Below are 23,169 nucleotides of genomic sequence, written 5' to 3'. Positions count from 1 at the left end.
CCTTCTTCATTGCATCAACGCAGCAACCGCATCAGAACTTCGCGGTGAACTCCACGCCCCAGGTACGCGGCTCGTTGAGGAAGCCGGTCAGGTTGTTGAAGTCGATCGCGCCGACCACGCGGGTCTGGTTGGTCAGGTTGCGGCCGAACACGGCCACGTCGTACTGGCCGTAATCCCAGTTGTAGCCCAGGCGCAGGCCGCCTTCCAGCGAACTACGGCCGCGGAATTCCGGCGACTCGTAGATGAAGAAGTTCACCGCGCTGCGGTAGGCCCAGTCGGTGTAGGCATACAGCTCGCTGCCATCGCTGAGCGGGAAACCGACACGCAGGGTCGCGTTGTGGATCCACTTCGGCGCCTGCGGCAGCGGGTTGCCGTTCACCAGCGCATAGGTGCCACCGTTGATGACGGTGGTCGGGTCGTTGATGGTGCAGCCACCGCCGCAGATCGCTACCGCCAGATCCTTGTCCTTGATCTCGGTGTCGTTGTAGCTGCTGCCGAAGGTCAGCAGCACGTTGTCAGCCAGATAGGCTTCCAGGTCCAGCTCCACGCCCTGGCCGATGGTCTTGTCGGCGTTGAGCAGGGTGGCGGTGTTGTTGGTGCCGCCCACGGCGATCAACTGCTGGCCGTCAACGTTGTAGCGGAACACGCTCAGGCCCAGGCGCGCGCGGCGCTCGAACAGGTCGGCCTTGATGCCGGCTTCGTACGAGATCACCTTCTCCGAATCGGCCTGCGACAGGCCCGGCGCGAAGGCCAGGCGGCCCTGGATCGACGGCGCACGGAAGCCCTTGGCCACGCGGGCGTAGGCATTCACGTTGTCGGTCAGCTTGTACACGCCGCTGACATCCCAGCTGACGTCGTTGACGTCGGTGTTGGCCAGGTACGGGCCACTGACCGGGGTGCCGAACGGAAGGACGGCCTGCAGCACGCTGGCGTTGAAGTCCTTCTTGTCCTGGGTGTAGCGCACGCCGGCGCGCAGCTTGAAGCGGTCGGTGACATCGAAGTCACCCGAGGCGAACACCGCCCAGGCCTTGTTGCGCTGGTTCTGCACCACGTGGCCGGTCTGCGGATTGCCCGGCTTCAACGAGTTGTAGTTGAAGTTGTTGATGGTCACGTCTTCGTCGAAATAGAAGACGCCGGCCTGCCAGTCGAAGCGGCCCCATTCGTTGGATTCAACGCGGAATTCCTGCGTCCACTGGCGATGGTGCGGCAGGCCGTCGGCCGACTCCGACGAGAACGGGATGAAGCCCGGCCCATAGTTGCCAGCGCCCAGCGATGCGTCGCCGTAGCCACCGTCGATGTCACCACGATTGAGCGATTCGGCGGTTTCATAACCGGTGATCGAGTGCAGGGTCACCGAACCGAGGTTCCACTGCAGGCGCGCGCTGCCGCCCCAGGTCTCCAGGTCGGAGAAGTTGACGCCATCGTTGGCCACCTTGTCGCGATCGAAGTTCTCGACCAGGCCGTTGCCACCCTTCTGGATGATGTTGGCGCGGAACAGGCGCGCGGTACCGTTGAGCTTGCGCTTGTGCAGGTTGAACAGCGCTTCGAAGTCGTCGCCTTCGTACAGGAACTGCACGCGGCCGGCGGCTTCGTCATAACCTTCGAAACCGCTGTTGGGCGCACCGGCGCGGGTATTGTCGACCCAGTCGTCACGGCGCTGGTAGATGGCCGAGACGCGTGCCGACCAGCGGTCGGTCAGCGGGCCGCCATAGGCGCCCTGCACGTTCCAGCTGTTGTAGCTGCCATAGCCCACGCGCACGTAGCCGTCGGCATCCTGCGACGGGCGCGCCGAGTCGAACTTGACCACGCCGGCCGGGGTATTGCGACCGAACAGCGTGCCCTGCGGGCCGCGCAGCACTTCCACATTGGCCAGGTCGAACAGCGGGAAGCCCTTCAGCAGCGGGCTTTCCTGCACCACGTCGTCGTACACCAGCGACACCGGCTGCGACGCATTGAGGTCGAAATCGGTGTTGCCCAGGCCACGGATGTAGAAGCGCGGGAAGGCACGGCCGTAGGACGACTCGATGTTGAGGCTGGGCACGCGCGCGGCCAGGAAGCGGATGTCATCGCCCGCCGAACCCAGCACATCGAGCTTCTCGCCCTGGATCGCGCTGATCGCGACCGGCACGTCCTTGGCGTTCTCGACGCGGCGCTGCGCGGTCACCTGCAGGGCATCAAGGGCAACCGGATCCTTGGCAGCGGGAGTTTCCTGGGCGGCTGCTACCAGCGGCAACAGGGCGGAAAGAGCGGCAACGAGGGGGCGCGCGACCGGAAGGCGGCCACGGGAAGTGCGGGTCGGAGACATGGCGGTAGGCTGTGTTTGGAGGGGTGGTAAAACGGCGCTACCAGATAATTGTTGCAATACAGCACCTGCCCCGCAAATGCCTGCCGTTCATGGCCGCGTCGCTCCGGCCCCCGCGCCCTCGCTAGACTCGGGGTTTTCCAGCCCTGCAGAGCCGCCGCGATGACCCAGTGGTACTTCCATGCCTCCGCCCAGGCCGAGCGTATCGGCCCGCTTGATGACGAGGCCGCGCGCCGTTATGCGCAGGCCAACCCGCGCGCCCTGGCCTGGTGCCAGGGCATGAGCGGGTGGACCTCGATTGCCGAGGTGCCCGAACTGCAGTCCGCGGCCCCGGGCATGCCGAACACCCCGCCGCCGGTCCCCGCCGCGGCCAGCGGCCGCGCCGACGACATCGAGTTCCGCATCGTCGGCCATGAAATGCAGTTCGTGGAGATCGAGCTCGACCCCGGTGAGAGCGCCATTGCCGAGGCCGGCGCATTGATGTTCAAGGATGCCACCGTGCAGATGGACACGGTGTTCGGCGCCGCCAACGGCGACCAGGGCGGCGGCTTCATGGGCAAGGTGATGGCCGCCGGCAAGCGCGTGCTGACCGGCGAGAGCCTGTTCGCCACCGTCTACACCCAGAGCGGCCACGGCAAGGGCAAGGTCGCCTTCGCCGCGCCCTACCCCGGCACCGTGCTGGCAATGAAGCTGGACCAGCATGGCGGCCGCCTGATCTGCCAGAAGGACAGCTTCCTGGCCGGCGCGCGCGGCGTGCAGATCGGCGTGCAGTTCCAGCGCAAGATCATGACCGGCCTGTTCGGCGGCGAAGGTTTCATCATGCAGAAGCTGGAAGGCGACGGCTGGGTGTTCATCCATGCCGGCGGTTGCGTGGTGGAGCGCGAGCTGGCGGCCGGCGAGCGCCTGGATGTGGATACCGGCTGCGTGGTGGCCTACCACCCGACCGTAGACATGGACGTGCGCCGGGTGGCCGGCATCAAGAGCATGCTGTTCGGTGGCGAAGGCGTGTTCCTGGCCACGCTGACCGGTCCGGGCAAGGTCTGGCTGCAGTCGCTGCCTTTCTCGCGTCTGGCCGGCCGCATGTGGATGGCCGCGCCGCAGGGCGGTGGCCAGAACCGCGGCGAAGGCTCGGTGCTGGGCGGCCTGGGCCGGATGCTGGACGGCGACAACCGGTTCTGACCGCCCCCGGTCGTGCCGGCCGCTGGCCGGCAGCCACATGGACCGCTGCCAGGTTCCCAATGATTGCCGGCCAGCGGCCGGCACTACCTTTATGAATGGGCGATGTTTCCTACCCTGCCCGCCCCGCCACGGCTTCGGTATGCTGGCGCCCTTTCCTGAATCCGGCGCCGCGAGCGCACTGCCGATGAGCCTGTTCCGCCCCCGCATGCTGCTGTCCGTCGCCCTGATCGGCCTGCTGGCCGGCTGCGGTGGCGACCCGGTCCGCCCCACACCGCCGCCGGCGCCGACCGTGGTGCCGCAGGCCAAGCCGGTGAAGATCGGCATCGCCCTCGGTGGTGGCGCAGCCAAGGGCTTCGCCCACATCGGCGTGATCAAGATGCTGGAGGCCAACGGCTTCGAACCGGCCGTGGTGTCCGGCACCAGCGCCGGCAGCGTGGTCGGTGCGCTGTACGCCAGCGGCATGGACGCGTTCCAGATGCAGAGCAAGGCAGTCGCCCTGGACGAAGCCAGCATCCGCGACGTGCGCCTGTTCTCCGGCGGCCTGGTGCAGGGCCAGAAGCTGCAGGACTACGTCAACGAGCAGGTCGCCAACCGTCCTGCCGAGCGACTGAAGAAGCCGTTCGCCGCCGTCGCCACCCAGCTCGAAACCGGCGAGCGTGCGATCTTCGTGCGCGGCAACGTCGGCCAGGCGGTGCGCGCGTCGAGCAGCATCCCCGGCGTGTTCGAACCGGTGAAGATCGGTGGCCGCAACTACATCGATGGCGGCGTGGTCAGCCCGGTACCGGTGGATGCCGCGCGCCAGCTCGGCGCCGACTTCGTGATCGCCGTGGACATCTCCAGCAAGGCCAGCGGCAAGGCGCCGACCGACATGCTGGGCATCGTCAACCAGTCCATCTCGATCATGGGCCAGCGCCTGGGCGAGCAGGAACTGGCGCGCGCCGACATCGTCATCCGCCCGAAGGTGCTGGACATCGGCGCCGCCGATTTCAGCCAGCGTGGCACCGCAATCCTGGAAGGCGAAAAGGCCGCGATGGCAGCCATGCCGCAGATCCGCGCGAAGATCCAGCAGCTGCAGCGCGCACGTGCCGCGGCAGCCGCACCGGCACCGGTGGCCGCGCCGAAGTGCGAGGAAGCCTCGCGCCTGGGCAAGCTGATGGGCCGCAAGGACAAGTGCTGACCTGAGCCAGCGTGTCGCTGCCAGACAGCGACGCGCGTGCTAGCGCGCGGGCCGGTAACCGCTGGCCTGCTGCCGCTCGCGCCTGCGCATCTGGCGGGCCTGCTCCTGCAGTGTCGCCGTGTGCTGCAGCTGTTCCATGCCATCGGCCGGTACGTGCAGCTGGCGTCGCGCACGGGTCAGCGCCAGATAGACCGCGCGCACCGGGTTGTGCCAGATGTGCCTGCCCTGCCCCGCACTGAAGCAACCGGGCGACAGCGAGACCACGTCGAACTGCAGGTTCTTCGCGTGTTCGGCCAGGCACAGCGCCACCCGCCCTTCAGCGGGCGTGTCCTGGTCATCAAGCGCCAGCAGCAGTGACTGCACCCGATCGGCAGACGCAAACAGTTCGACCAGCGCGCCCTGCCCTTCGTCGGCCTGCGTGGCCAGGAAGCGCTCCCATTCCTGGTCCGATGCGCTGTCGCGGCGCCGGCGCCACGCATCCAGTGGCCGCTGCAGCACGCTGCGCAGCGCGCGCAGCGATGCCGGATGCAGGTAGGGCCGCAGCCCGAGTGCGTGCAGCTGTGCCGCGTCCAGGGCCAGATCGGCGACGCTGCCATGGATGCGCAGGCCCTCGCTCGGCACCTGCGCCCAGTCGCGGTAATGCAGCACACCGGTGGCGCGGTCGGTGGCACCGACGAACGGCCCACTTTCCTGGCCCAGTCCATCCAGTGCCAGGGTCTGGTTGACCAGGCCCTCGACCTGGTTGCCCTGGCGCACCGACTGGTGCATTTCCAGCACCTTCGACGCGGCCCAGCGCGGCACCGTACCGGTCAGGCACTGGTGCGGATCACCCAGGCTGACCACGCCAGGCGCATGGCCGGCCAGCAACTGCTTCCACGACGGGCTCAGGTCATGCGCCTCGTCCACCAGCAGCATGCCCATATCCTGCGGCGGGGTGACGCCGCGCAGCGCCAACCACTTGCCGATGTGCGCCGGGCTGAGACTCAGCAGCGTGCCCCGCTGCAGCTCGGCGTCGAACATGCAGCGCCAGACGTGCTCGGCGGCCGCCATGTACGGCGACACATCGAGCATCGCAGCGGGCACCGAACGGTCGAAATGCTGGAACGCCAAGCCCGTTGCCGACGACGCGCACCAACGGTTGATGGCCTCGAATGCGGTCAGCAGCACCTGCTCCGGGCTGCGGCCACCGATACCTTGCAGGCCGATGCGGCCGGCAATCTCGCGCGGCGTACGGGTGCTGCGCCGGTAGCTGGCAACGAAGCCACCGGTCTGGCCGCTGCGCGCGGCGTGCTGGGCCACGCGGTTGGCGAACTCGATCTGGGTCAGCAGGCGCACCGCAGTGCTGGCCGGCACGCGGGCGCGGAAGGCTTCCACCTGCCCACGCGAGGGTGCCACGTAGGTGTAGCGGCCCGGCCGCGCCTCCATCAGCGCCAGCACCAGGTGGCCCTTGCCGGTGCCGGCATAGCCATCGAGGTCGATCAGCTCATCGGGGTTGGCGGCGATGGCGCGCAGCACGCGGGCCTGCTCGGAGGTGTACAGGCCAAGGTGCTCGACCGACCGCGCATCCTCGGCGACAACCTCATCCTGCGTGGCCTCGTCATCGTCGCTGGAAAAGGTGGCGGGAAAGCGGATCTCATGTTCGACCAGGGTTTCCTGACAGGCCTGCTGCAGGGCCAGACCCGGATACTCCCGTGGCGACTGCGCGATGACGTCCTGCAGGATCTCCGCCGGTGCCAGCAGCACGCCGTGGGCAGCCAATGCGGTCAGCCAGGCATCCAGTTCCGGTTGGCCACCGCCACCGGGCCCGGCCAGCTGTGCAGCCGCGCCTTCGTTGCCGGCAAACAACGCGCAGGCATCATGCAGCAGGCGCTCGATCTCGGCCGCCGGATGCAGGCGCGTCCGGCACAGCTGCGCGGCCATCAGGCCGGCCTGCTCCACTGCGGTCTGCGGTGGCGTGCCATGGGCAACGTAGCGCGCCAGCGACTTGCGCTGCAGCGGCAGGAACGTGGTGGTGGGCAGCGGGTGCTGGAGTTCGGACATGCGTGGAACCGGAAAGGAACGCTGCGACGCGCGCAGGGCGGAGATGCTCGGCTACCCGCCCGGCGCCGTCAAATCGCGGCGGCGCGTTTATTCCAGCTGCGAAAGCGGCAATGCCTGGAAGCCCTTCACCGTGCGCAGCACGAAGCTGGAATTGGCATCGGCCACGCCGCCGGCATTGAGCAGCCGGTCCAGCAGGAAGTGCGAGAAGTGCTCCAGGTCGCGCACGTAGACGTGCAGCAGGTAGTCCATGTCGCCGGTCAGTGCATGGCAGGCCACCACTTCATCCCAGCCCTGCACGCTGTCCACGAAGTGGCCGATGGCGGCCTGGTCGTGCTTTTCCAGCTGCACGCGCACGAAGGCCTGCAGGCCCAGCCGCAGCTGCCGTGGCTCCAGCCGCGCGCCATAGCCGACGATCACGCCCTCGCTTTCCAACCGCTGCAGGCGACGCAGGCAGGCCGAGGGCGAGAGGTTCACCCGTGTCGCCAGCTCGGCGTTGGTGGCGCGCCCATCCCGCTGGATTTCAGCCAGCAGGCGTATATCCGTGCGATCGAACTGGACTTCTCCGGCCATTGTTGCCCCGCAACATGGTGAGTACGCAAGGATATTGCGCCAACAAGGCCAATCGACGCAACTTTTGCAACCCTGTTGCGCCCGCCCTGCCCTAGCATCGTGGGTATCCCGTCAAGGAGTGCCCCATGGACCTCGCCCAGCCCCGCCGCGTCGAACACCAGCAGACCGACAAGGGCTACGTGCCGGTGTATACCACCGCGCTCGTCGAGCAGCCGTGGGACACCTACAGCGCCGACGACCACGCCACCTGGAGCACGCTGTACCAGCGCCAGCGCGAACTGCTGGTCGGCCGCGCCTGCCAGGAATTCCTGGATGCACAGGACGAGATGGGCATGAGCGCGCACATGATTCCGCGCTTCGACCAGCTCAACGAAGTGCTCGGCGCCGCCACCGGCTGGACCCTGGTCGGCGTGGAAGGCCTGCTGCCGGAACTGGACTTCTTCGACCACCTGGCCAACCGTCGTTTCCCGGTGACCTGGTGGATCCGTCGCCCGGACCAGATCGATTACATCGCCGAACCGGACCTGTTCCACGATCTGTTCGGCCATGTGCCGCTGCTGATGAATCCGGTGTTCGCCGACTACATGGAGGCGTACGGCCGTGGCGGCGTCAAAGCCCACGCGATCGGCCCGGATGCGCTGCAGAACCTGACCCGCCTGTACTGGTACACGGTGGAGTTCGGCCTGATCGATACGCCCGAAGGCCTGCGCATCTACGGCGCCGGCATCGTGTCGTCGAAGGGCGAATCGCTGTACTCGCTGGAATCGGCCGCGCCCAACCGCATCGGCTTCGACCTGCAGCGGATCATGCGTACCAAGTACCGCATCGACACCTTCCAGAAGACCTACTTCGTCATCGACAGTTTCGAACAGCTGATGCAGGCGACCTCGCCGGACTTCACCCCGATCTACGCGGCGCTGTCTGATCACGCGCATCTGCCGGCGGGCGATGTGCAGGCCGATGACCGCGTGTTCCAGAAGGGCACCGGCGAAGGCTGGGCCGACGGCGGCGATGTGTAAGCGCACGGCGTACAGCGCTTCGCATTGAACGGAAAACGGCGCACCTGGATGCGCCGTTTTCGTTGCTGCCGAGGGCAGGGCACTCAGCCGTCCACGGCCCGGCAGGAACCGCGCACCATCAATTGCGGATGCACGCTGGTTGCGGTCGGCGCATCCGGCACGTCGGCCTGCACCAGCATCGCCGCCGCCATGCGCCCGATGTCGGACACATGGCGGCGCACCGAGGTCAGCGGCGGCCACAGCCGCGACGCCAGTGGGCTGTCGTCGTAGCTGACGATCGACAACTGCTGCGGCACCGCGATGCCCGCACGCAACGCCACCTGGTACACGCCGGCAGCCATTTCGTCGTTGCCGGCAAAGATCGCACTGGGGCGTTGTCCGCCCATCAGCAGCCGTTCGGCGGCATGCACGCCCGACTCGAACGTATCGCCTGCTTCCAGCACGCGTTCACCCGGCAGGGTCAGGCCCACCTGCGCCAGCCGGTCGAGGAAGCCATGGGTGCGCTCGCGTGCGGTACGGCGGTCACCCGGACCGGCAATCACCGCGATGTCGCGGTGGCCGAGCGAGAGCAGGTAGCCCGCTGCCGCGGCTGCACCGTCGCGATCATGGGTGACCACGGCCTGTGCCTCGTCATCCGACACATGCGCGTTGATGCGGACGTAGCGGCATTCAATGCCGTCGAGCATCTCCGTCAACGCAGCCGACTCGGAGGCACGCGGGCCCAGGATCACGCCGTGCAGCTTCTGCTGCTGCACGAAGCGCCGCACGCCGTACGCACAGTCCGGAGCCAAGCTGTCGCAGGGATGCACGACCAGTTCATAGCCGGTGCCGCGCAGCGCTTCCAGCGCGCCGTGCTGCAGGTCGACGATGCATTGGGCGCCCGGGTCGTCATACACCAGGCCGATCAGGAAGGAGCGGCGGAACGCGAGGCCGCGCGCCAGGGGGTCGGGCACGTAACCGACCTCGCGCATCAACGCCTCGACCTTGTCGCGGGTGTCTTTGCGCACCAGCGGCGAGTTGTTGATGATTCTTGAAACCGTTTTCTTGGAAACTCCCGACAGTCGTGCGATGTCGTTGATCGTGGCAGCCTTGCCCTTCGATGCCGGCAACGCGGCATCGCTAATAATTCGCACTGACATGTATAGAACCAGGTAAGTCGGAGAATTCTAGCCTTGCGCCCGTGGGGCGCGAAGTTGCGGAATGTCGCAGCGAAGATGGATCGCGTCGTGTTCGACCGCTTCTGCTGCGCGAGGTTCCATTGTGATCGCTCTACTTGATGTCCATCTGAACCGTTCTTCCGCGCGTGTTCACCTTGAATGCGGGCGCGACGCGCGCGAACGCCAACATTCCCTTAACCAGGCTCCGCTACAGTCGGGGCATGGACCTGCAGACTTCTCCGTTTCCGGTGTTCCGTGGCCGCGACAGGTTGATCGCTGCGGTCGACGCGGCGATGACCTCCGGTGATGCCGAGCGCATCACCGCCGACCTGCAGCTGGCGCTGCAGGAAGCCATCGCGGACAGCCGCATCGAATTGCCCGAGTGCGTACACCGTCCGGTCAGTGATCATTACGCGCGACGCCCGCTGTACCACAGCCGCGAACACGGCTACAGCGTGATTGCCATGAGCTGGGGCCCAGGGCAGGGCACGCCGCTGCACGACCACGATGCCATGTGGTGTGTGGAGGGAGTGTGGTCAGGCGAGCTGGAGATCACCCGCTATGAACTGCTGGAGCGCAACGGTGAGCGCTGCCGCTTCCGCCGCCACGCCGTGCTGCGCGGGGGCTGCGGCAGTGCCGGCAGCCTGATTCCGCCGCACGAGTACCACACCCTGCGCAACGCCAGCAACGAAGCGCTGGCGATCTCGGTACACGTGTACGAGGCGCAGATGGAGCGCTCTGCGGTGTTCGATCCGCTCGGTGGTGACTGGTACCAGCGTCGCATCCAGGCATTGCAGGCCGACCCGGCCTGAGCCGGGGGCAGGGCGGGGCACCACCAGCACCGTCGTGAGCCACGTGGCATCATGCGCCGCTGCGCTGCCGGACCCGGCGGCGATCCGCGATGCCCGGTCGGGCAAGGAGCAAGACGATGTCCAGCGCTGATCCGCGCCTGCGCGCGCTGTTGAAGCTGGCACCGGTGATTCCGGTGTACACCCCCGAAGATGTGAATGAAGCGGTCGAAGTGGCCCAGGCGCTGTTCCGCGGCGGCCTGCCGGTGATCGAAGTGACGCTGCGCACGCCGCAGGCGCTGGATGCGATCAAGGCGATGGTCGAGGCCGTGCCCGATGCGGTAATCGGTGCCGGCACCGTGCTCAACGCCGCGCAGATGCAGGCAGCCAAGGAGGCCGGTGCGCGTTTCGCGGTGTCCCCCGGTGCCACGCCGACGCTGTATGCCGCCGCGCGTGATGCCGACCTGCCTTACCTGCCTGGTGCCGCCACTGCCTCCGACCTGATCCTGGGCCTGGAGCACGGCCACGACACCTTCAAGTTCTTCCCGGCAGTGCAGGCCGGTGGCGCTGCGCTGCTGGCGGCCTGGCACGGCCCGTTCGCCGATGTGCGCTTCTGCCCGACCGGCGGCATCAGCGCGCAGACTGCGCCGCAGTTCCTGCACCTGCCCAACGTGCTGTGCGTGGGCGGCTCGTGGCTGACCACCCCGGCGCTGCTGCAGACCCGCGACTGGGATGCGATCGAGCGTCTGGCCCGCGAGGCCTCGGTGCTGGCCAGCTGAAGCCGCTCCACGAATCTTCAAAGGTTTGATCGTGATCAAAGCGCCGGCCTCGTGCCGGCGTCATTCTGTGGGCAAGCGCACTACGGAGATCCGAACATGAATTCGAGCATGAAGGCCGCTGTCGTGCGTGAGTTCGGCAAGCCACTGGTGATCGAGGAAGTCTCGGTACCGCGCCCGGGGGCGGGCGAGGTGCTGGTCAAGATCGAGGCCTGTGGCGTCTGCCACACCGACCTGCACGCCGCCGAGGGCGACTGGCCGGTGAAACCGAACCCGCCGTTCATCCCCGGCCACGAGGGCGTGGGGCACGTCGTGGCCGTGGGAGGCGGGGTAGGGCACGTCAAGGAAGGCGACAGGGTCGGCATCCCCTGGTTGTACTCGGCGTGTGGCCATTGCGAACACTGCCTGGGTGGCTGGGAAACGCTGTGCGAGACACAGCGCAACACCGGTTACTCGGTCAACGGCGGCTTCGCCGAGTACGCACTGGCCGATGCCAACTATGTCGGCCTGCTTCCGAAGGACGTGGGCTTCGTCGAGATCGCGCCGGTGCTGTGCGCCGGCGTGACCGTCTACAAGGGCCTGAAGGTCACCGACACCAAACCCGGTGACTGGGTGGCGATTTCCGGCATCGGTGGCCTGGGCCACATGGCGGTGCAGTACGCCCGCGCGATGGGGCTGAACGTGGCTGCGGTGGATGTGGACGACAACAAGCTGGCATTGGCCCGGCAGCTCGGCGCGCAGATCACCGTGAACGCGCGTACCACCGATCCGGCCGCCTTCCTGAAGAAGGAAATCGGCGGCGCGCACGGCGCGCTGGTCACCGCGGTGTCGCCGAAGGCCTTCGAGCAGGCGCTGGGCATGGTCCGCCGTGGCGGCACGGTCTCGCTCAACGGCCTGCCGCCGGGCAACTTCCCGCTGGACATCTTCGGCATGGTGCTCAACGGCATCACCGTGCGCGGCTCGATCGTCGGCACCCGCCTGGACCTGCAGGAGTCGCTGCAGTTCGCCGCCGAAGGCAAGGTCGCGGCCACGGTCAGCACTGACCGCCTGGAAAACATCAACGACGTGTTCGCGCGCATGCACGCGGGCACCATTGAAGGCCGCGTGGTGCTCGACTTCGCCGCCTGACCGCCTGTGCATGGCCGCCGTCGCTCCGTCCCCCTCTCCCACGGACGCGGCGGCCATGCCTATCCCCCGGTGGTGCCGGCCGTTGGCCGGCAAACCCCAGTCGGTTCGGTAGTGCCGGCCGCTGGCCGGCAACCCGGGCACTCTGTGGCAGCCGTACAATGCGCGCATGCCCGACCTGCTCAAGACCCTGTTCCTGTCCCTCGTCGCCCTGATCGGCGGCGTGCTGTCGCTTGCGCTGGTCAGCAGCGTCGCCAGCTGGCTGCCCCCGCTGGTGGGCATGTCGCCGGACAACAACAGCGTGCAGCTGGGGTGGGACCTGGCCTTCAGCGTACTGGGCGGCATCGCCGGCATTTCCTTCGCCACCTACTACGCGCCGTGCTGGCCGCGTTCGCATGGGTTCTCGATCTGGTCGCTGATCGCGCTCGGCTGCGGTTACGCGATGTGGAGCGCCGGCGCGGATTTCCCGCTGTGGTTCGTCATTTCGCTGCTGGCATCGCTGCCGTTGCAGCTGCTGGCCGGCTGGTGGTTCGGCCGCCGCGCGTCGCGCGATCCGCGCTGAGCGCATCCAGGTAGTGCCGGCCGCTGGCCGGCAACCTCGCCCATGCTACAGGTGCCGGCCAGCGGCCGGCACTACCGCTTCAGCGTCGGCAGCGTCTGCTTCAATCGCGCGATGCCCTGCCATGGGTCACCCTTCAGCCGCTTGGCACGCGCCAGCGCCTTGGCCATCGGAAACGCGTCGGCCGCGCTCACCCGCGCCAGTTCTTCCCAGCGCAGCGGCACCGCCACGCCGCCAGAATCGCGTGCACGCAGCGACCACGAGCACACGCTGGTGGCGCCTCGGGTGTTGCGCAGCCAGTCGATGAAGATGACGCCATTGCGCTTCGCCTTGCTCATCGTCGCCACGTAGCGGTCCGGCGCCTGCTCCGCCATCGCCTGTGCGAACGCCTCGCAGAATGCCTTGGCTTCGCCCCAGCCAGCCTTGGGCTGCAGTGGTACCACCACATGCACCCCCTTGCCGCCAGACAGGCGTACGAAGCTCTCCAGACCCACCTGCTGCAGGCGGTCACGCACGTCGCGCGCACCGGCTTTCACCTGTGCCCAGCTGACGCCGTCACCAGGGTCGAGATCGAATACCAGTCGATCCGGATGCTCCGGGTCGGCCACGGTCGCCCCCCAGGGATGCAGCTCCAGCGTGTTCATCTGCACCAGTTGCAGCAGGCCCCGCGCATCGTCGATGTAGACGTAATCCTCGCGGCCGCTCTTCTGCTGAAGGGGCACCGCATGTACCGCATCGCCCAGGCCGGGGCCATGATGCTTCTGGAAGAAGCAGGCCTTGCCCACGCCGTCCGGGCAGCGCAGCAATGACAGCGGACGTCCGCCAAGTTCGGGCAGGATCCAGCGCGCCATGCGCTGGTAGTAGTCGGCCACGTCGCCCTTGCTCAGTTTCTGCTTTGGAAACACCACCCGCTCAGGATGGGTGATCTGGACCTCACCTCCGGTTTCGGCATCTGCGGTGCTCATTCCCAGGTCCTCCTTCTGCTTGTCGCTGCGCAGCCGCTTGAAACTGGCCTGGCGCAGCAGGCCTTCCTTGCCCCAGCCACGGAACGCCACCTCCGCTACCGTCACAGGTTTCACCCAGCGCACGCTGGCGGCGCGGAACGGTACATGCGCCGGCAGCTGCAGCACCGGCGTATTCACTGCCAAAGGGTGCAGTGCCCTGAGCAGCGCGCGCAGGCGCTCGTCGTCGAAGCCGGTGCCGACCCGGCCCACATAGCGCAAGCCGCCCTTGTCCGGCGTGGCCAGCAGCAGCGAGCCGAACCCCACGCGGGAACCCTTGGGTGCCGTGTGGCCGACGATCACGAACTCGTCGGTGTCTTCGTGCTTCACCTTCACCCAGCTGCGCGCGCGGGTGTTCACATACGGAGCATCCACCTGCTTGCTGACGATGCCCTCGAATCCCGCCTTGCCGCTGGCGTCGAACACCTGCGGCCCATGGTCGACCACGTGTTCGCTGAAGGCCAGTGTGCCAGGCGCCGGCCCGATGAGATCCTTCAGCAGCGCCTTGCGTTCCAGCAACGGCGCACGACTGATGTCCACGCCGGCCACACCCGGAAGATCGAACACGATGTAACGCAACGGTTGCTTCGAGCTTCCATCGATCACGCGCTGCAGTGCTGCGAAATCGCTGCGTCCTTCCTTGTCCAGAACCACCAGCTCGCCATCCAGGCGCGCATCGCGCACCGGCAGCGCCAGCACGGCCTGCGCGACCTCGGGAAAATCGGCCGTCCAGTCCAGGCCGTTGCGCGAGCGGAGTTTCACCTCGCCATTGTGCAGATCGGCCAGCAGACGATAGCCGTCCCACTTGATCTCGTGCAGCCAGCGCTCGCCGTCGGGGGCACTGTCGCGATGATCGGTCAACTGCGGTTTGAACCCAAGGGGATAGGGCGTATCACGTGCGCCGTGCAGTTGCAGCGCGCGTGCACGCCAACGCGCATCGGCCTTGCGCGTGGTCGTGCGTGCGACGGGTGCAGCATGCGCCGCCTTCGCTGTGGAACGCTTCTTCGCCGCAGATGCTCGTTTCGGCGTGGGTGCCGTCAGCAGGTCATCCGCCTCCGCGTCGCGCGCTTCGCCGTCGTCGCGCTTGATCAGCAGCCACTGCACCTGGCGGCCTTTCATCGCGGTCCGCACCAGCTTCCAGCCACCGGCCAGGCGTTGCCCGTGCAGCACGAAGTCGATCTTTCCAGCCGCCAGCGCCTGCAGTGGATCGCCTTCACAGGCCCAGGTGCCGTGATCGAAGACATCCACGTGGCCAGCGCCATAGTGGCCTTCAGGAATGTCTCCTTCGAAACCGGCGTAGGACAACGGGTGATCTTCCACCTCCACGGCCAGCCGCTTCTCACCGACGCGCAGCGAAGGCCCCTTTGGCACGGCCCAGCTCTTCAGTACGCCGTCCATTTCCAGGCGGAAGTCATAGTGACGCGAGCTTGCGTGATGCAGCTGGATGACGAAGGTCGGCCGCCGCTTCGGATCGCCGCGTGCGGGCGTGTCGTCAGGCTCCGGCGTCTGCCCGGCGCCACCACCCAGTCTGCGCTTGCGCCGGTACTGGTGCAGCGACATGGTTCAACCTGCCTTGCGCCGCGTGGTCTTCTTTACGGCCTTTTTGGCGGCCTTTTTGGCGGCCTTCTTCGCAGCCTTCTTCGCCGGTGCCTTGCGCATTGCCGTCTTCTTCGCCGGCGTGCGCTTGTTGGCGTCCAGGCTCTTCTGAAGCAACGCCATGAAATCCACCACATTGGTGGTGGCATCTTCACGCGGTGCGGGCTCGTCTTCCACCCGGGTAGTGCCGCCCTTGGATTTGATGCGCTTGTTCAATACCAGCTGCAGACGCTCGCGGAACTCATCGTGATACTGCGAAGGATCCCAGTCACCGGCCATTGACTCGATCAGCTGTTCGGCCATCGCTGTTTCCTTGCTGGTGATGCGGTAGTCGGACAGTTTTCCGGTGGGCAGCTTGTAGTCCTCGGGATCCACCAGCTCCTGCGGATAGCGCAGGATCATCAGCACCAGCGCGTCCTCATGCGGCATCACCACGCACAGGTATTCGCGCGTGCGCACCACCACCCGCGCGATGCCCACCTTGCCGGTACTGCGCAATGTCTCGCGCAGCAGCACGTAGCCCTTTTCGGCCTTCTTTCCGGGTACCAGCAGATACGGTTTCTCGTAGTAACGCGGGTCGATCTGCGCCGCGTCCACGAACGATTCCACTTCCACCGCTTCGTGGCTTTCCGGCGCGGCCGAACGGATATCGCCTTCCTCCAGCACGACGTAGCTGCCCTTGTCGTACTCGTAGGCTTTGACGATGTCCTTCCACGGCACCTCCTCGCCGGTATCGGCGTTGACCCGCTCGAAGCGGATCGGCTTGCGGTCACGGGAGTCGAGCATGCGGAACTGCAGATCGACTTTGCGTTCGCCGGACATCAGAGACACCGGCACGTTGAGCAGGCCAAACGACAGCGTGCCGGTCCAGATCGGGCGAGCCATGGGTGCACCTTTGGCGGGGCAGGGTGCCCAGAGTGGGCCGGAGGGCGTAAACCAGCCGTGTCCGTGCCGTGCACGTGGGTTCTACGGAACACGGTAGTGCCGGCCGCTGGCCGGCAACCACAGCACACCTGAGCCTGTACGCAGAACCCCAGCGCTACTGCAGCAACGGCCTCACCGCTGCCGCCGGGATATGGTCCAGTGCGCGCCACGCATCTTCCACCACCGGCCGCGCCTGCGACCAGCTCAAGCGCGAGTGCCCACGCATCTGTTCCCAGTGCTCGGCCAGCTCCTCGCAGGTATCGGCGGCGTCACCGCGCGGCCAGTCGGCGGCATGCGTGGTCAGCGCAAAGGCGTAGACCGGGCAGAGGTCACGCCAATTGCGATGGCTCTGGCCACGGCGCTCTTCGTAATCGCTCAGCATGTACTGCAGGTAGTCCTGCGCCACCGCCTGCGGGTCCTCGTGGCGACGCGTGCGGCGCTGAGCTGTGCGCTGGCCGAGCGGATCGAGCAGGGCGTTGAACACGGACGGTGCGGGTCGTTCAAGACGGGGCATGGCCGGCTCCTGCAGCGGGGGCGGGTGGGCAGGAATACGCGCGGTCCCGTTACCGGGGGGTGAGCGAGATGTTCATGACGCCAGGTTCGCGGCGGCTTTACCTTGCGAGCGGTGTAGTGGGAGCCCCCGAGCGCAGGTAGCCAGATCATGAGCCGAGAGACCTCCCGTGACCCGCTGCGGGAAAATCACCCGCCCATTCCCGGCGAGCAGCGCGGTAAGCGCGATGCCGACAATGCCGACTACCGCGGCACCGGCGCACCGTTCTTCGACGCCGAACACGGTGGCGAGCATCTGCCGGTGAAGCACGAGTCTGAACAGGCCGCGCTGGACCGCAAGGACGGCGGCGACCGCCATCGTGGCGGCCAGGAAAGTCCGCTCAAGCGCCGCGAGCGCAAGCAGCATGCCAGCGACAACCAGGACGAGGCGCTGGAGGAGACCTTCCCGGCCAGCGACCCGACGTCGCCGTTCGTACCGGCCAAGGCCCCCGACTGACCGGTAGTGCCGGCCGCTGGCCGGCAACCCCCTGACGTCCTGCACGGCGCGATTCTGGCCAGGGCCCCGATTTACGGGTAGTGCCGGCCGCTGGCCGGCAACCCCCTGACATCCTGCACGGCGCGATGCCGGCCAGGGCCCCCGATTTACGGGTAGTGCCGGCCGCTGGCCGGCAACCTCCTGACGTCCTGCACGGCGCGATGCCGGCCAGCGGCCGGCACTACCACTTCAACGCCACGACCACTGCAGCCCGAGGCTGGCCCGTCGTCCCGGTCCCGGCTCGTAGAAGCGGCCATTGCCGTCATTGACGATCACCGAGCCAATGTAGGCCTGGTCCAGCACGTTCTCCAACCGCGCGAAGGCACGCAGCTCGCCGCCCGGCAGGGTCCAGCGGCGGCCGCCTTCCACGTGCAGCAGCGCGTAGCCTGCCGCGCGCTCGGTGGCCACGTCGTTGACCACGGTATCGCTGCTGGCGGACGCCTCCAGCGCCCACTGCCAGTCAGCGGGTGTCCACTGCAGCCGGGCGAAGGCCTGTTGGCGCGGCACACCAGGCAGACGGCTGCCCGCGGCGACCACGTTGTTCGAGGTCAGGTACGGCGAGCGCACCTGCGCCTGCAGCCAGGTCCATGCCAGCTGCAGTTCCAGCTGCTCGGCCAAGGGCTGGCGATACTGTAGTTCCACGCCTTGGCGACGGGTGCGACCGATATTGCGGTAGGTACTGCGCCCGCCGATGTTGCTGGCAACGGCCAACTCATCGTCGGTATCTGCGCGGAACAGGCTGATATCAAGCTGGGTTCCGTCCTGTGCGTGCCATTTGCTGCCGAGCTCCAGATTGCGGCTGCGCGCGGCCGCCAGATCCAGTGCCAATCCCGCTTGGCCGTCGGCGCGATAACCCAGTTCGTTGAAGGTGGGGGTCTCGAAACCACGCCCCACGGCCGCGTGCAGCCGCCACTGCGGGCTGGCTTCGAAGCTGACGCCTGCCACCGGCGTGGTCGCCTGGTAGCGTCGGCGGCCGCTGTCGTCCGGATTGCGCCCGGTGATGTAGCGGTCATCGGATTCGAAGCGCACCGCGCTGTGGCGCAGCCCGGCCAGCAGCGACCAGCGCGGGCTCCACTGCCACCAGGCCTGGGCGAACTGGTCCACGTTCTGCACCGTGTCGATCTGGTCGCGGCGCAGGCGTCCGCGCACGCCGAGGGCGCTGCCGATGAAGTTCTCGTAGCCGGTGCGGTGCTGGCGCTGGCGGTCCGCACTGAGCCCGGCCACCAGATCCAGCGGTCGACCGGCGAGGTCGCCGTGCCAGCCCCAGCGCGCGTCCAATCCGCCGTAGCCGCCCTCCAGATCGATCACCCCGCCGGCATGCAGCGGGCTGTTGGTCTGGGCTGCAGGCGGAATCGGCAGGTACTGGCGCACCGCGCGCTGGCCGGCATAGCCCATCAGTTGCCAGCGCTGGGTGTCGGTTTCGCGGGTCCAGCGCAGACCCGCCTGCTGCTGGCGCACCGATTTGCGGGTGTTGTACTGGTGCGCCACCGCCGTGGCCTGGCGTGGATCCGCAGCGACCTGCGCGCGGGTCAGGCCCAGTGGATCCTGTGCGTCCGGCGCATCCAGCGCGTTGAGTAGCAGCTCCAGTCGCCCACCGCCCAGATCGCCGCCGATGCGCGCAGTGAGCGATTCGCGGCGCGCGCGGCTGTGTTCGCGCCAGCCATCGGTGCGGAAGTGATTGGCGGCGATGTTGTAGTCCAGCCCGTGGCTGGCTCCCTTCAGCTGCGCGCCGACGCTGAGCGTGTTGTCGGCACCTGCGTTGAGGCGCAACCGCCACGGGTCGCCGGCCTGGCCCTGCGCACTCCACACCTGCAGCACGCCGCCGGAGGAGTTGCCGTACAGCGCCGAGAACGGCCCGCGCAGCACCTCGATGCGTTCGGCACCCAGCAGGCTGGCATGCGACAGCTGGCCCTGGCCATCGGGCATGGTCGCGGGCACCCCGTCGATCAACACCCGCACGCCGCGCACACCGAAGGTCGAGCGCGCGCCAAAGCCACGGATCGACAGCTGCGTGTCCTGGGCGAAGTTCTGCCGATCGCGCGCCAGCAGTCCCGGCACCCCGGCCAGTGCCTCGGACAACTGCACGCTGTTGCCGGCCCGGCCGGCGTCGATCCAGACCGTGTCCTGGCTGGCCGGCAGCGCGAACGGGTCGATGCCCGGCACCCGCGCCGCCTGCACCTGCACGGCGGGCAGGGCGATGGGCGCAGGCTCGGCCATGGCCGCCAGTGGCGACAGCAGCAGGGCGGACAACGGCAGGCAGTGGCGTCGTGCGGCGGGATTCATGATTCAGGTTGATGGATCAGGCGGCAACGCACGCCATGGTACGGGGCTGCGGATGACGATGGCGGCGGCCAGCCCCGGCAGGCTTTGTTACGATGGGCTGTTTCCGGCCGAAAAGCCGCAGACTGCGTGGCGCAATTCCTCCCCCTTTCCGTCTACCGAACGAGTACCGCCGTGTCCTTCTTTGCAAACGTGGAACTGGTCCCAGGCGACCCGATCCTGGGCCTGACCGAGGCGTACAACGCCGACAGCCGCCCGACCAAGGTCAACCTGGGTGTGGGCATCTACTACGACGAGAGCGGCCGCATTCCGCTGCTGCGCGCCGTCAAGCAGATCGAGCAGCAGCTCGCCAACGAGGCCAAACCGCGCGGCTACCTGCCGATCGATGGCCTGCCGGCGTACACGCAGGCGACGCGTGAGCTGGTGTTCGGCAAGGACTCGCCGCTGCTGGCCGCCGGCCGCGTCACCACCGCACAGACCGTCGGTGGCAGCGGTGCGCTGCGCGTCGGCGCCGACGTGCTGAAGAAGCTGCTGCCGCACGCCACCGTTGCGCTGAGCAACCCGAGCTGGGAAAACCACCGCGCCGTGTTCAGCGCGGCCGGCTTCGAAGTGGTGGATTACACCTACTTCGACCCGACCACCCACGGCGTCAACTTCGACGGCCTGCTGGCCGACCTGGGCAAGCTGGAAGCCGGCACCGTGGTGCTGCTGCACGCCTGCTGCCACAACCCCACCGGCGCTGACCTCACGGTCACCCAGTGGAAGCAGGTCGCGCAGCTGCTGAAGGAAAAGCAGCTGTTCCCCTTCATCGACATGGCCTACCAGGGCTTCGACAAGGGCATCGAGCAGGACGGCGCCGCCGTGCGCATCATCGCCGAAGCCGGCATCGACAGCTTCATCGTCGCCAACTCGTACTCCAAGTCGTTCTCGCTGTACGGCGAGCGTGTGGGTGCGCTGTCGATGGTGGCGCCGACCGCCGCTGACGCCAAGGCCGTGCAGTCCCAGGTCAAGCGCGTGATCCGCACCATCTACTCCAGCCCGTCCACCCACGGTGCCGCGCTGGTGGCCGGCGTGCTGACCAACCCGGAACTGCGCGCGATGTGGGAGCAGGAGCTGACCGAGATGCGCGAGCGCATCCACGCACTGCGCCAGGGCCTGGTGGAGAAGCTGGCCGCTGCCGGTGCCCAGCAGTTCGGCTTCATCAACGAACAGGCCGGCATGTTCTCCTACTCCGGCCTGAGCCGTGAGCAGGTCGAGCGTCTGCGCGACGAGTTCGGCATCTACGCCGTCGGCACCGGCCGCATCTGCGTGGCCGCGCTGAACCAGAACAACCTGGAATACGTCGCCAAGGCCGTGGCCACCGTCGCCAAGGGCTGAAACAACGCTCCAGTAGCTTGAAGACAAAGGCGCCGAAAGGCGCCTTTGTTTTTTTGCTTTTGCTCTTGCCTTTGCCATCCCCACCGCGCTCGCGGCGAACCCTGAAGCGCAGGGCGAGGCACACCGTGGCCAGGACCGTGAGGCGCATGGATGCGCCGATCGAGCCCCCATGGATGGGTTTACGGCGTGTCCTGGCCACGGTGTGCCTCGCCCTGCGCCTCCATGAAGGAAGGCGCCACGAGCGCAACGCATCTGGAAACGATTACGCCTTCCCGCGCTCACGCACGGCACCGCCATACGGGCGACAATAGGCGTTTTCCCGCTGCCGAGACCTGCCCGCTCATGTCCCGTACTTCGTTGACCCGCTTCCTGATCCAGGAACAGCACGCCGGCCGCATCAATGCCGACCTGCGCCAGCTGATCGCGGTCGTCGCCCGCGCCTGCACCAGCATCTCCATTGCCGTCAGCAAGGGCGCCCTCGGTGGCGTGCTCGGCGACGCCGGTACCGGCAACGTGCAGGGCGAAGCGCAGAAGAAGCTGGATGTGATCAGCAACGAGATCCTGCTCGAAGCCAACGCCTGGGGCGGCCATCTCGCCGCTTGTGCTTCGGAAGAAATGGACCACAGCCAGCCGGTGCCGGACATCTATCCGCGTGGTGACTTCCTGCTGCTGTTCGATCCCCTCGATGGCAGCTCCAACATCGACGTCAACGTCTCCGTCGGCACCATCTTCTCGGTGCTGCGCTGCCCGACCAATGTCGAACTGCCGGGCGATGACGCCTTCCTGCAGCCGGGCAGCAAGCAGATCGCCGCCGGCTACTGCATCTACGGGCCCAGCACGCAGCTGGTGCTGACCGTCGGCCACGGTACCCACGCCTTCACCCTGGATCGCGAGAAGGGTGAGTTCGTGCTGACCACCGAGAACATGCAGATTCCGGCGGCCACCCAGGAATTCGCCATCAACATGTCCAACCAGCGTCACTGGGAAGCGCCGATGCAGGCGTACGTCGGCGATCTGCTGGCGGGCAAGGAAGGCGCGCGCGGCAAGAACTTCAACATGCGCTGGATCGCCAGCATGGTCGCCGACGTGCATCGCATCCTGACCCGCGGCGGCATCTTCATCTACCCGTGGGACAAAAAGGATCCGTCCAAGGCCGGCAAGCTGCGCCTGATGTACGAAGCCAACCCGATGGGCCTGCTGGTCGAGCAGGCCGGTGGCGCTGCCTGGACCGGTCGCGAGCGCATCCTCGACATCCAGCCCGACCAGCTGCACCAGCGCGTGCCGGTGTTCCTCGGCTCGCGCGAGGAAGTGGCCGAGGCCGTGCGCTACCACCACGCGCACGACGACGCGCGGGGCTGATGCAAGTCTCCCGACAACGGTCATGGCAGAACGATGACATGACCGTAGGGTGACACCGAGGGCGGCAAACGGCACCATCAAGCCATTGCCGCCTAAGGAATGCACGCATGCACGAGCAGGGCCCGGTCGATTTCATCGAAGTCATCCACAACGCCGTCCCCAGCGAGGTCTGCGCGGCCATCGTTGAGCGCCTGCGCGCTACGCGTGGCCTGCAGCCCGGTGCGGTGGGCAGTGGCGTGTTCCCGGAACTCAAGCACAGCAAGGATCTGCGCATCAGTGGCCTGGACGGCTGGCAGGATGTCGATCAGCAGCTGCAGATCGCGGTGTTCAACGGCCTGCTGACTTATCTACGCCGTTATCCACAGGCGTTGATTGCGCCGCTGATGTTGCAGATCCAGGACAGCAACGGCCAACCGCGACGCCTGTCTGCCGAGGACTTCCCCGACATGCCGCAGCAGCAGCTGGCCGATCTGGCCCGCACCTGCCTGCGCCCGGGTGCGATCAACCTGCAGTGGTATGCGGCAGGCGAGGGCGGCTACCCGTACTGGCATTGCGAGCTGTACCCGAAGGATGCGCAGGCCGAGACCCTGCACCGGCACGTGCTGTGGACGCTGTACCTCAACGACGACTTCGAAGAGGGCGAAACCGAGTTCCTGTTCCAGGGGCGGAAGATCGCGCCGCGCACCGGCAGCCTGCTGATTGCGCCGACTGCGTTCACCCACACGCATCGTGGCAACCGGCCGCAGGGTGGGGACAAGTTCATCGCGACCAGCTGGATCCTGTTCCAGAGTGCGCAGAAGTTGTTTGGGGGGTAGAGTCGAGGGGTGTCGACAGGCCGTTAAAATCCAAAAATAGAAAAACGACAAAAAAAAAAAAAAACAAAACAAACTCGAGA

General features: G+C 67.1%; 19 protein-coding genes. 11 read left to right on the top strand and 8 right to left on the bottom strand.

Annotation, left to right across the window (positions count from 1 at the left end; genetic code table 11):
• Nucleotides 1-31: 31 nt before the first annotated feature.
• Nucleotides 32-2,305: a TonB-dependent receptor gene (locus tag ABE423_RS15665; protein ID WP_071228650.1), complete on the bottom strand. Its 2,274-nt coding sequence runs from the start codon at nucleotides 2,303-2,305 to the stop codon at nucleotides 32-34.
• Nucleotides 2,306-2,464: 159 nt separating this feature from the next.
• Here ABE423_RS15665 and ABE423_RS15660 point away from each other — a divergent pair, with 159 nt between their 5' ends.
• Together ABE423_RS15660 and ABE423_RS15655 are read left to right on the top strand one after the other, a co-directional pair.
• Nucleotides 2,465-3,481 (top strand): TIGR00266 family protein, encoded by a 1,017-nt coding sequence (locus ABE423_RS15660; RefSeq protein ID WP_032129262.1) that lies wholly within the window; start codon nucleotides 2,465-2,467, stop codon nucleotides 3,479-3,481.
• A 184-nt stretch (nucleotides 3,482-3,665) separates the two neighbouring features.
• Nucleotides 3,666-4,658, top strand: coding sequence for a patatin-like phospholipase family protein (locus ABE423_RS15655; RefSeq protein WP_019337382.1), 993 nt, complete (start codon nucleotides 3,666-3,668; stop codon nucleotides 4,656-4,658).
• A gap of 39 nt (nucleotides 4,659-4,697) precedes the next feature.
• Here ABE423_RS15655 and ABE423_RS15650 read toward each other — a convergent pair whose 3' ends face one another.
• Both ABE423_RS15650 and ABE423_RS15645 read right to left on the bottom strand, forming a co-directional pair.
• A complete protein-coding gene (locus tag ABE423_RS15650) occupies nucleotides 4,698-6,698 on the bottom strand; it encodes a hypothetical protein (RefSeq protein ID WP_346486665.1) in 2,001 nt (666 codons plus the stop codon).
• Nucleotides 6,699-6,785: 87 nt separating this feature from the next.
• On the bottom strand, nucleotides 6,786-7,268 hold the full coding sequence (locus ABE423_RS15645; RefSeq protein WP_004153377.1) for an Lrp/AsnC family transcriptional regulator: 483 nt from the start codon (nucleotides 7,266-7,268) through the stop codon (nucleotides 6,786-6,788).
• Between the two features lie 125 nt (nucleotides 7,269-7,393).
• Here ABE423_RS15645 and phhA point away from each other — a divergent pair, with 125 nt between their 5' ends.
• The gene (gene phhA / locus ABE423_RS15640) at nucleotides 7,394-8,287 is read left to right on the top strand and encodes a phenylalanine 4-monooxygenase (protein ID WP_346486663.1); all 894 of its coding nucleotides are present in this window, start codon (nucleotides 7,394-7,396) and stop codon (nucleotides 8,285-8,287) included.
• Between the two features lie 83 nt (nucleotides 8,288-8,370).
• Here the strand turns inward: phhA and ABE423_RS15635 are convergent, their stop codons facing one another.
• Complete coding sequence (locus tag ABE423_RS15635) at nucleotides 8,371-9,426, bottom strand: LacI family DNA-binding transcriptional regulator (RefSeq protein WP_346486661.1); 1,056 nt, start codon at nucleotides 9,424-9,426, stop codon at nucleotides 8,371-8,373.
• A gap of 239 nt (nucleotides 9,427-9,665) precedes the next feature.
• Between ABE423_RS15635 and ABE423_RS15630 the strand changes: the two genes are divergently transcribed.
• The 4 genes from ABE423_RS15630 to ABE423_RS15615 all read left to right on the top strand — a co-directional run bounded on the left by ABE423_RS15630 (nucleotide 9,666) and on the right by ABE423_RS15615 (nucleotide 12,695).
• Nucleotides 9,666-10,256: a cysteine dioxygenase family protein gene (locus ABE423_RS15630; protein ID WP_049399007.1), complete on the top strand. Its 591-nt coding sequence runs from the start codon at nucleotides 9,666-9,668 to the stop codon at nucleotides 10,254-10,256.
• 116 nt (nucleotides 10,257-10,372) lie between these two features.
• Complete coding sequence (gene eda / locus ABE423_RS15625; protein ID WP_121504971.1) at nucleotides 10,373-11,011, top strand: bifunctional 4-hydroxy-2-oxoglutarate aldolase/2-dehydro-3-deoxy-phosphogluconate aldolase; 639 nt, start codon at nucleotides 10,373-10,375, stop codon at nucleotides 11,009-11,011.
• A gap of 96 nt (nucleotides 11,012-11,107) precedes the next feature.
• Complete coding sequence (gene adhP, locus ABE423_RS15620) at nucleotides 11,108-12,136, top strand: alcohol dehydrogenase AdhP (protein WP_346486659.1); 1,029 nt, start codon at nucleotides 11,108-11,110, stop codon at nucleotides 12,134-12,136.
• A 166-nt stretch (nucleotides 12,137-12,302) separates the two neighbouring features.
• Nucleotides 12,303-12,695: a hypothetical protein gene (locus tag ABE423_RS15615; RefSeq protein ID WP_201117738.1), complete on the top strand. Its 393-nt coding sequence runs from the start codon at nucleotides 12,303-12,305 to the stop codon at nucleotides 12,693-12,695.
• Nucleotides 12,696-12,766: 71 nt separating this feature from the next.
• On the opposite strand, the gene ligD is transcribed toward ABE423_RS15615, so the two are convergent.
• The 3 genes from ligD to ABE423_RS15600 all read right to left on the bottom strand — a co-directional run bounded on the left by ligD (nucleotide 12,767) and on the right by ABE423_RS15600 (nucleotide 16,727).
• A complete protein-coding gene (gene ligD / locus ABE423_RS15610; protein ID WP_346486657.1) occupies nucleotides 12,767-15,253 on the bottom strand; it encodes a DNA ligase D in 2,487 nt (828 codons plus the stop codon).
• 3 nt (nucleotides 15,254-15,256) lie between these two features.
• Nucleotides 15,257-16,174 (bottom strand): Ku protein, encoded by a 918-nt coding sequence (locus tag ABE423_RS15605; protein WP_346486656.1) that lies wholly within the window; start codon nucleotides 16,172-16,174, stop codon nucleotides 15,257-15,259.
• 154 nt (nucleotides 16,175-16,328) lie between these two features.
• Nucleotides 16,329-16,727, bottom strand: coding sequence for a hypothetical protein (locus tag ABE423_RS15600; RefSeq protein ID WP_004132921.1), 399 nt, complete (start codon nucleotides 16,725-16,727; stop codon nucleotides 16,329-16,331).
• A gap of 147 nt (nucleotides 16,728-16,874) precedes the next feature.
• Between ABE423_RS15600 and ABE423_RS15595 the strand changes: the two genes are divergently transcribed.
• Nucleotides 16,875-17,219 (top strand): hypothetical protein, encoded by a 345-nt coding sequence (locus ABE423_RS15595; protein WP_012509612.1) that lies wholly within the window; start codon nucleotides 16,875-16,877, stop codon nucleotides 17,217-17,219.
• Between the two features lie 228 nt (nucleotides 17,220-17,447).
• On the opposite strand, the gene ABE423_RS15590 is transcribed toward ABE423_RS15595, so the two are convergent.
• On the bottom strand, nucleotides 17,448-19,541 hold the full coding sequence (locus ABE423_RS15590; protein ID WP_346486653.1) for a TonB-dependent receptor: 2,094 nt from the start codon (nucleotides 19,539-19,541) through the stop codon (nucleotides 17,448-17,450).
• Nucleotides 19,542-19,712: 171 nt separating this feature from the next.
• Between ABE423_RS15590 and ABE423_RS15585 the strand changes: the two genes are divergently transcribed.
• The 3 genes from ABE423_RS15585 (at nucleotide 19,713) to ABE423_RS15575 (ending at nucleotide 23,089) form a co-directional block, all read left to right on the top strand.
• The gene (locus ABE423_RS15585) at nucleotides 19,713-20,915 is read left to right on the top strand and encodes an amino acid aminotransferase (protein ID WP_346486652.1); all 1,203 of its coding nucleotides are present in this window, start codon (nucleotides 19,713-19,715) and stop codon (nucleotides 20,913-20,915) included.
• Nucleotides 20,916-21,257: 342 nt separating this feature from the next.
• Nucleotides 21,258-22,274 carry a class 1 fructose-bisphosphatase gene (locus tag ABE423_RS15580; protein WP_012509609.1) on the top strand — a complete coding sequence of 339 codons (1,017 nt, stop codon included), beginning with the start codon at nucleotides 21,258-21,260 and terminating at the stop codon, nucleotides 22,272-22,274.
• A 107-nt stretch (nucleotides 22,275-22,381) separates the two neighbouring features.
• The gene (locus tag ABE423_RS15575; RefSeq protein ID WP_065724008.1) at nucleotides 22,382-23,089 is read left to right on the top strand and encodes a 2OG-Fe(II) oxygenase; all 708 of its coding nucleotides are present in this window, start codon (nucleotides 22,382-22,384) and stop codon (nucleotides 23,087-23,089) included.
• Nucleotides 23,090-23,169 lie beyond the last annotated feature (80 nt).

The organism is Stenotrophomonas sp. TWI1409, from assembly GCF_039673015.1.
GTDB classification, from domain to species: Bacteria; Pseudomonadota; Gammaproteobacteria; order Xanthomonadales; family Xanthomonadaceae; genus Stenotrophomonas; species Stenotrophomonas maltophilia_A.
This window is presented reverse-complemented; position numbering and strand designations above follow the sequence as displayed.

Coding starts and splice junctions, on each gene's coding strand:
- ABE423_RS15665 (WP_071228650.1), bottom strand. CDS start 2,305: ATGTCTCCGACCCGCACTTCCCGTGGCCGCCTTCCGGTCGCGCGCCCC.
- ABE423_RS15660 (WP_032129262.1), top strand. CDS start 2,465: ATGACCCAGTGGTACTTCCATGCCTCCGCCCAGGCCGAGCGTATCGGC.
- ABE423_RS15655 (WP_019337382.1), top strand. CDS start 3,666: ATGAGCCTGTTCCGCCCCCGCATGCTGCTGTCCGTCGCCCTGATCGGC.
- ABE423_RS15650 (WP_346486665.1), bottom strand. CDS start 6,698: ATGTCCGAACTCCAGCACCCGCTGCCCACCACCACGTTCCTGCCGCTG.
- ABE423_RS15645 (WP_004153377.1), bottom strand. CDS start 7,268: ATGGCCGGAGAAGTCCAGTTCGATCGCACGGATATACGCCTGCTGGCT.
- phhA (WP_346486663.1), top strand. CDS start 7,394: ATGGACCTCGCCCAGCCCCGCCGCGTCGAACACCAGCAGACCGACAAG.
- ABE423_RS15635 (WP_346486661.1), bottom strand. CDS start 9,426: ATGTCAGTGCGAATTATTAGCGATGCCGCGTTGCCGGCATCGAAGGGC.
- ABE423_RS15630 (WP_049399007.1), top strand. CDS start 9,666: ATGGACCTGCAGACTTCTCCGTTTCCGGTGTTCCGTGGCCGCGACAGG.
- eda (WP_121504971.1), top strand. CDS start 10,373: ATGTCCAGCGCTGATCCGCGCCTGCGCGCGCTGTTGAAGCTGGCACCG.
- adhP (WP_346486659.1), top strand. CDS start 11,108: ATGAATTCGAGCATGAAGGCCGCTGTCGTGCGTGAGTTCGGCAAGCCA.
- ABE423_RS15615 (WP_201117738.1), top strand. CDS start 12,303: ATGCCCGACCTGCTCAAGACCCTGTTCCTGTCCCTCGTCGCCCTGATC.
- ligD (WP_346486657.1), bottom strand. CDS start 15,253: ATGTCGCTGCACCAGTACCGGCGCAAGCGCAGACTGGGTGGTGGCGCC.
- ABE423_RS15605 (WP_346486656.1), bottom strand. CDS start 16,174: ATGGCTCGCCCGATCTGGACCGGCACGCTGTCGTTTGGCCTGCTCAAC.
- ABE423_RS15600 (WP_004132921.1), bottom strand. CDS start 16,727: ATGCCCCGTCTTGAACGACCCGCACCGTCCGTGTTCAACGCCCTGCTC.
- ABE423_RS15595 (WP_012509612.1), top strand. CDS start 16,875: ATGAGCCGAGAGACCTCCCGTGACCCGCTGCGGGAAAATCACCCGCCC.
- ABE423_RS15590 (WP_346486653.1), bottom strand. CDS start 19,541: ATGAATCCCGCCGCACGACGCCACTGCCTGCCGTTGTCCGCCCTGCTG.
- ABE423_RS15580 (WP_012509609.1), top strand. CDS start 21,258: ATGTCCCGTACTTCGTTGACCCGCTTCCTGATCCAGGAACAGCACGCC.
- ABE423_RS15575 (WP_065724008.1), top strand. CDS start 22,382: ATGCACGAGCAGGGCCCGGTCGATTTCATCGAAGTCATCCACAACGCC.